Annotated in this window: 3 protein-coding genes; all 3 read left to right on the top strand. The window is 53.5% G+C overall.

The annotated features are described in order from the left end of the window. Nucleotides 1-2,359: Ig-like domain-containing protein (locus tag ACFSUS_RS28275; protein ID WP_381528404.1), on the top strand; the 2,359-nt coding region annotated here is incomplete at its 5' end. A gap of 70 nt (nt 2,360-2,429) precedes the next feature. Beyond that, on the top strand, nt 2,430-6,017 hold the full coding sequence (locus ACFSUS_RS28270; protein WP_381528401.1) for an Ig-like domain-containing protein: 3,588 nt from the start codon (nt 2,430-2,432) through the stop codon (nt 6,015-6,017). 71 nt (nt 6,018-6,088) lie between these two features. Next, nucleotides 6,089-8,797, top strand: a complete 2,709-nt coding sequence (locus ACFSUS_RS28265; protein ID WP_381528399.1) for an Ig-like domain-containing protein — start codon at nt 6,089-6,091, stop codon at nt 8,795-8,797. Nucleotides 8,798-8,804 lie beyond the last annotated feature (7 nt).

Genomic DNA, 8,804 nt, shown 5'->3' with positions numbered 1-8,804 from the left:
CACCACCTGTACCACTGGCTTGGTCAGCGTCACGGTCACCCCTAGTGTGACAGCCAACCCTGATGCGGGCACAGCCAGTGCCGGAACCGGTGGAGTAGCCGTCGCTAACGTAACTACCAATGATGTGATCAACGGTCAACCCGCCACCTTGGGGGGAGCAGGTAACGCCACTATAGCTGGTGTCGGCACTTATCCGGATGGTATTACCCTAAACACTACTACCGGCAGTATAAGCGCGGCTCAGGGTACAGTACCGGGTAGCTATACTGTAGCCTATCAGCTTTGCGATAAACTAGCCCCCACTACCTGCGCCACTGCTATCGTCAGCATAACAATAACAGCCTCAAGCACGGCTGAACCCGATGCAGGTAGTGCTTTAACTACTGGTGGCGTGGCCGTAACCAACATAGTGGCCAATGACCAGGTTAATGGTCTGCCCGCAACATTGGGGGTTGGTGGCAATGCCACTATTGCCACAATAGGCATATATCCCACAGGTATTACGCTAGACCCCAATACTGGAAGTGTGAGCGTAGCGACCGGTACAGCTCCTGGTTCTTACACGGTGGCTTACCAACTCTGCGATAAACTTAGTCCGGTTACTTGTTCAACCGCTGTAGTCACTGTTACGGTGATTGGGGTCCCTCCTATTGCCACTTCTGACATCGCCAATACACGACCTAATGCATCGGTGACCGGTAATGTACTGACAAACGATGTCGATCCACAAGGCTTACCTTTGGTAACTTCGTTAGTATCACCACCGGCTAGTGGCACCGTCACGATAGCCCCCGACGGCGGTTATACGTATACTCCGCCAGCGGGTTTCACGGGTACCACGGGATTCTGCTACTCAGTTAGTAACACGGCAGGGCTTAGTACTACAGCTTGCGTGACCGTAAACGTGGTACCGGACCCGTTATTGGGCGATGGTGCTCCGATTGCCAATGATGACAATACACAGGTTATTCAGAACACGTCGGTAACGATTGCTGTCCTGGCCAATGATACTGATCCTGATTCGGCGACCGGCGCGAATGGTCAGTTAGATACCCCAGTGCTCATTACGCAACCGGCTCAAGGTACGGCCCTAGTCAATGCCAACGGCACCATAACGTACATACCACTAGCCGGATTTACGGGACGAGTTAGCTTCCGTTATCAGATCTGTGATAAATCGACAACTGCCGCTTGCGCCACGGCCACGGTCGGTATCAATGTGCAACCGACTCCACCAGCAGGAACCACACTGACACCGGTTACTATAGATGATGCGTTGCTGACTCGGTTCAACACGTCGGCAGCAGGTACCGTTAGTGCTAACGATTCTGACCCTCAAGGCCTGCCGCTCACGTATTCGACGGGGCAGCCAGCCAGTGGTACGGTAATAATGTCGCCCACGGGCAGCTACACCTACACACCGGCAGCGGGCTTCACAGGGCCAGCCAGTTTTACCTACTCTGTATGTAATACGGGTGGAAAGTGTACCATAGCTACGGTGTCGGTTTTGGTACAGCCACCGCCACCGCTGATATCTGTATCACCTAAGGTTTATCTGCAGGGGGCTTTGTTCGGAATCTCTGGCCCGCTCATGCGCGATGATCTCAGAGCAGCAGGTTACCTGCCTGCCACCCACCCTTATACTGCGCTTAACCCAATCACTCCCGTTGGCAGCATGGCCGCTAGTGTGACGAGCGTTACCGGTACCGATGCCATTGTCGACTGGGTATTTGTCGAACTACGTTCAGTCACAAACGCTTCCATTGTCGTTGACAGCCGGGCAGCCCTGCTCCAACGCGATGGCGACGTTGTCGATGTAGATGGGGTATCGCCAGTAGTGTTTAGCCAATCGCTGCCGGGCAGCTACTACGTGGCAGTTCGCCACCGGAATCACCTGGGTGTGCTGAGCCAGGCAGCCCTGCCGCTCTCAACCACAGCCTTGGTCATTGACTTCCGCAACCCCAACACGCCAGCCTATACTACGACAGGCACCACTAGCTACACCCAGGTGACGGTCGATCAGGCACAGGTGGTAGTAGAGCAAGGCGTGGCCATGTGGGCAGGAAACGCCTTTAGTGACATCGGGGCCAACGGTACGCGTAACCTGGTCATTTACCAGGGCTCAAACAACGATGTGAATCAGCTTTATCAGCAAGTGATCAATACCCCGGGCAATGTTCTGCTCAGTCCTTTCTATAAGTTGAAGGGCTACAATACGGGGGACGTGAACCTGGATGGTCAGACGATCTTCCAGGGTACGGGAAACGACGTAGAGTTCATTTATCAGAACGTCGTAAAGAACCATCCTGGCAACAGTTTAAAAGTATCATTTTTTACCATTCGAGATCAAATTCCTTAAAAGCCAACGGTAGGGAGGAATGTATTCTTCCCTATTAGCAACCAATCGTAGCAAATAACTCAATCTATCAATGAAACAATTATTTACATGTTTGTTTTGGGGATGCCTCCTCCTGGTAGGCCATCTTGCTGCAGCTCAGCAATCCTCAAACACGGTCGACTACCAGGTAACGTACAACGTTGCCACCGGACGGTATATCGCCTGGGTCATTCCCAACTACGCGACGCCGAATGCCAATAATACGGGGAATGATGAACTTGGCGGTACCGCTCAGTTTACCATTAAGGTACCATCTTCTTTTTCGATAACCAGCATACAGGATTTAACCGGCAGTTGGGATAAGAACCCTACACGCTTGGGGCCTGGTAACCCGGGGCAAACGTATACAACACCGCTTAACCCGGCTTATAATTACTTCGTCATTGGTAAATCGCCCAACGAAGTAAACTATGGTAAGTTTACAGCCGGCACGCCCATAGCGCTCTTCTCATTCTCTGGTAATGGTTGTTTCGGAGAGATAACCCCGTTGCCAGCCGGAGACCCGTTCATTGCGGCTGCGGATAATGACCTCTCGCTTAACGTATCCAACAGCTTTTACTCACGCTCTGGCCAGCCTGCAGGTGGTAACCAGTCCCCCCTCGAGCAGTTCAGAAACATATTCGGCCCTGCGGCTCAATGCGCAGTTCTTCAGGCCAATGCTGACAACCAAGTTCTAACGGCGGGCATTCCGGTCAGCTTATCGGTGCTGGCCAACGATACCCGCAATGGACAACCGGTAAATAACGCTGACGTAACAGTTAGCGTGACTGTACCACCCGCCATTGGTACAACCGCTATCAATGCAGATGGCAGCATCAACTATACTCCTGCACCGGGTTACTCGGGACCGGTTTCGTTTACGTACACCATTTGTGCGCCAACTCAAACGACAATCTGCTCGTCGGCACCCGTTAATTTGACGGTCAATGCAGTGCTCCAGGCTAATGCCGATGTGGCAACGACTAATGCAGGAACACCCGTTGGCGTTTCGGTGCTGACGAATGATACCCGTAATGGCTTACCCGCCAGCACCACCAACGTAACGGTCAGTGTGAGTACACCACCAACCACGGGTACAGCAACAGTTAACGCAAATGGTAGCATCAGCTACACACCCGCACCCGGCTTTTCGGGACCGGTTTCGTTTACGTATGCGATATGCGATATCGCTCAGCCAGCTCAGTGTTCGTCGGCCCCGGTCAGTATAACCGTTAACACGGTGGTCGTCACCAGTCCAGATCAGGTAACTACGGCATCGGGCACGCCCATCAACGTATCTGTGCTGGCCAATGATACCCGCAACGGCCTACCCGCCAGCAACACGAACGTAACCGTGACGCTAGCCAGCCAGCCAGCGAACGGGACCGCCCTCGTGAATGCAAACGGCACCATCACCTACACCCCGGCACCGGCGTTCTTTGGCGTTAATTCGTTCAGCTACACCGCCTGTGACATTACCCAACCGGGTCGATGTTCAACCACTACGGTTACAGTTACGGTATCACCAAGCCGTCCGCTTCCTCTGAATGACTTTGGCCAGACATTTAGAAACGCATTAGTTGCGGGAAATCTGCTCACTAACGACAGAGAATCTGCCGGCTTAGCGCTTAGTGTAACTACTACGCCCGTGGTTGCCCCAGCCAACGGCACGTTAGTACTGACATCTACCGGCAGCTATACCTATACACCGACACAGGGTTTCAGCGGAGCAGACAGCTTTGTGTACCAGGTCTGTAATACCGCAGCTCAGTGCACAACGGCGCTGGTATCCCTTGAAGTACGCGACAATGCGCCAAACGGTAACGATGCGCCAATCGCGCAAAATGACATAGCCACCACAACGCCGAATACTGCGGTGACGATTGCAGTGAAAGCAAATGACAGCGACCCGGATGCTCAGCCGCTAGGCCAACCGATTATTGTTACATCACCGGTGAATGGCAACGTAACGGTAAACGCCAATGGTACCATTACGTATACGCCAGTAAACAGTTTTACGGGAGTCGATAGCTTTGTGTACCAAGTCTGCGACAATGGCAACCCTATTCTCTGCGACCAGGCAACTGTAACGGTAAACGTGCGCCCCAACCCAGCAGTCAATCAGACGTTGGCATACGATGATGCGGTTAGCACATTTTCGAACGTAGCGGTAGGGGGTAACGTCTTAACCAACGATCAGGATTTAGAAGGCAATACCCAGACGGTGACAACAACACCAGTAACAAGCCCAACCAATGGCACCTTAATACTGACGTCAACCGGAGGCTTCACCTATACACCAACAGCTGGTTTCACCGGATCAGACTTCTTCACGTACCAGGTTTGTGATAACGGCTCTCCAGTAGCCTGCGCTACGGCTACGGCTTACATCACGGTGTTTCCACCCAATGGCGCGGTTGACTTGGCAGTTGGTATCAGCCAGCCTGTTCAAAGCTTAACAGCTACGCTGGCTAGTAGCCTGCCTATTTCGGTTAGCAACGTAGGCACGGGTATTTATGCAGGGCCTGTGTCGGTTACGCTGACACTACCGGCTAACGTTACCATTGCACCCGGCTTTACGACCTCTAACGGGTTCACTTGTTCAATAAGTGGCCAGCTGGTTACCTGCGTTAAATCGGTGTCGCTGGCCCCACTTACCAGCGAAACCCTAGCCGTTTCGGTTATTCCTGGATTGCCAACGGTAGGTCAGCCACAAACGTTTACAGCGGCTACGGTCGTGCCCACAGGCGATGCTACGCCAGCAAACAACCAGGCTACTGTAACGACAGCAGCAGTGATCGCGGCTCCGATTGTCAGACTGTCCCCTAAGGCTTATCTGCAAGGAGCGCTGTTTGGGGTATCAGGACCACTCATGCGCGATGCACTACGGGCTAGTGGCTACCTGCCAGTTAACCATCCCTATACGGCACTCAACCCGATTACCGCGGTTGGCAGCATGGCCGCTAGCGTGACAACCATCACCGGTACTGATGCTATTGTCGATTGGGTGTTTGTTGAGCTGCGCTCTGCTAGTAACGCTGCCACTATCGTTGATAGCCGGGCGGCCCTGCTCCAACGCGATGGCGACATCGTTGAGGTGGATGGAGTCTCTTCGATGACGTTTGCCCAGGCCTTGTCGGGTAACTACTTTGTAGCCGTTCGTCACCGTAACCACCTGGGCATCATGAGCCAGACAGCCCTGCCGCTCTCGATTACAGCTACGGTTGTCGACTTCCGCAATTCGGCTACGCCAACCTTTACCTATTCCGGCACTACCAGCTACACGCAGGTAAGCGTCGATCAGGCACAGGTGGTAGTAGAGCAAGGCGTGGCGATGTGGGCGGGTAACGCTCTGGGCGAGAACCTGGCCAGCACTCCGCACAACCTGGCCGTTTATCAGGGATCAAACAACGACGTCAATCGAACCTATCAGCAGGTAATCAATGCATCGGCCAATAGTTTGACCACGCCATTCTACAAGTTGCGGGGCTACTATGAAGGTGATGTGAACATGGATGGCCAGGTCATCTTCCAGGGTACGGGCAATGATGTAGAATTCATCTATCAAAACATCATCAAGAACCACCCAGGCAACAGCTTCAGGCTGCCGTTCTTCACGATTCGTGAACAGCTGCCATAATCGTTTTGGGAGGAGCCTAATCAATAGGCTCCTCCAAGCTTTACCAACGAACGTTGAAAACTAGTTTTATTATGAACCGACTTCTAAGCGCCCTCATTTGGAGTCTTCTGTTCCTGGTTACCGGAACAGCTTACGCGCAGCAGTCTTCCAACGTGGTGGACTACCAAGTGACGTACGATCTGGCTACGAACCGCTACACAGCTTATGTTGTGCCCCGCTACAACACGCCCAACGCAAATAATACAGCAGTAAATGGAAACGAGCGCGGTGGTACAGCACAGTTTACCCTGAAAGTGCCGGCATCATTTGTGATAACTGAAATTACAGATGTGCGGGGGACGTGGGATAAAGTCCCTCTTCGTTTAGGGCCTGGAAATCCGGGGCAAGACTGGTCAGGTTCAGGTCTGGACCCAGCCATAAACTATTACGTGATTGGTAAAGCTCCGGCGGAAACGAATTATGGTCCATTCGTTAGCGGCACTCCGGTTGCGCTGTTTACTTTCCAGGGAAATGGTTGCTTCGGCCCTGTTAGCCCGCTGGAATCGGGAAACGCGTTTATTACGCAGGCTGATCAACGGTTATCTCTTAATGTAGCCAACAGCTTTTACTCAGTCTCTGGCCAACCGCCGGGGGGCAATCAGATTCCACTGGAACAGTTTCGTACCGCTACTGGTCCTGCTGCGCAATGCTTAACCCTACTGGCTAATCCTGACAATCAGACGCTGACAGCAGGCACCTTGACTACGATTCCGGTACTGGCCAACGACACTCGCAATGGCCAGCCTGTGAGCGGCACCAGCGTGACGGTAACCGCGAGTACCCCCAACTCGGGCGTAGTGATCATTAATCCGGACGGCACTTTAACGTACAGCCCAGCAGGAGGTTTTTCGGGTCCAGTCTCGTTCACCTACACGGTATGTGACATCGCTCAACCAACAGTGTGCTCGTCGGCAGCCGTTAGCCTAACGGTGAATGCAGCCAATGCAGCTCTTGTAGCGAATGCGGATCTAGCTACGACCAGTGCAGGTACACCCCTTAGTGTATCCGTGCTAACGAACGATACCCGCAATGGGCAGCCCGCCAGCACCACCAACGTAACCGTGAGTGTGAGTACGCCCCCAACTACGGGAACGGCCACAGTCAATGCGAACGGCACCATAAACTACACGCCTGCAATGGGTTACTCAGGGCCCGTTTCGTTCATTTACACGATTTGCGACATCACTCAACCCGCTCAGTGTGCGTCGGCACCGGTTAGCCTAACGGTTACGTCAATTCTTCAGGCTAGCCCTGACAACCAGACGTTGACCGCAGGTACTCAGGCTACGATTCCGGTGCTGGCCAACGATACGCGCAATGGTCAGCCAGTGAGTAACACCAGTGTAACAGTAACAGTGGGCACACCGAGTTCAGGCACAGCCACGGTTAATCCCGATGGTAGCATCACCTATACGTCAGCACCAGGATTTTCGGGACCCGTATCGTTTACGTATACAGTATGTGACATCGCTCAACCAACAGTGTGCTCGTCGGCAGCTATTAGCCTGACGGTAAGTGCAGCCAATGCAGCTCTTGTGGCCAATGCGGATCTGGCTACGACCAATGCAGGTACGCCAGTCAGTGTGCCGGTGCTAACGAACGATACACGTAACGGTCTGCCTGCCAGCACCACCAACGTAACGGTAAGCGTGAGTACGCCACCAGCTACGGGAACGGCCACGGTCAATGCCAATGGCACCATCACCTATGCGCCTGCGACGGGCTTTTCGGGACCGATTTCGTTTACGTATACCGTTTGCGACATTGCCCAGTCGGCTCAGTGTGCGTCGGCACCCGTTAACCTGACCGTTACTTCCGCCCTCCAGGCTAGCCCTGACAACCAGACGTTGACGGCAGGAGTAGCTACCACCATTCCGGTGCTGGCCAACGATACGCGCAACGGCCAGCCCATAAGCAGCACCGCCGTGACGGTCACGGTGGGCACCCCTAATTCGGGAACCGCTACGGTTAACCCCGATGGTAGCATCAGCTATAGCCCAGGAGCGGGCTTTTCAGGCCCCGTATCGTTTACGTACTCGGTATGTGACATTGCCCAGCCAACGGTGTGCTCGTCGGCGGCTATCAGCCTGACAGTGAGTGCAGCTACCAATCAGCCTGCTGACCTCCTTATTACCAAGCAGGTGAGCCAGTCACTAACGGCCATTAACTCAAGTGTAAGCTTCACAATAACCGTCCAGAATATTGGTCCGGGCAGCGCTATTGGCGTCAATGTGTTGGATACACTCGCTCGTAACGGCGCTGCGCAACTGCAGGGAACGCCTACCCCGTCTAAAGGAAGTTACAACTCGACGACCGGCATCTGGACAGTGGGGGATTTAGCGGTGGGCGAAATAGCTTCTTTGGTGCTGACGGTGCAGGTGCAGGCGGAAGGTGTTCTTCTGAACACGGCCAGTGTAACGGCCACGGGTAGTGTAGATCCCAACACGGCTAACAACGAGGCCTCTTCCTGCGCCAGTGTTCCAATCAAGCTCTGCACGGGTGACGAGTACATTGTTACCGTTCCGAGTAAGTACCAGGATGTACGCTGGTTCAAAGATGGAAGCTTGTTCGCCACGGGTAATTCCGTAACGATTACTCAGGTAGGTGTATACTCTGTGGCCTCAACAGATGGCGTTTGCCCATTAACTGGCTGCTGCCCCATTATTGTTGAACAGGGTGATTGCTGTGCACCTGACAAATGTGTTCCTTTTGTTATCAGAAAAACGAAATCACGTCTTTAATCAATTA

It is taken from the genome of Spirosoma soli, from assembly GCF_042684525.1.
Classification (GTDB): Bacteria; Bacteroidota; Bacteroidia; order Cytophagales; family Spirosomataceae; genus Spirosoma; species Spirosoma soli.
The sequence above is the reverse complement of the archived record's forward strand: the minus strand, read 5'-3'. Positions and strand labels throughout refer to the sequence as shown.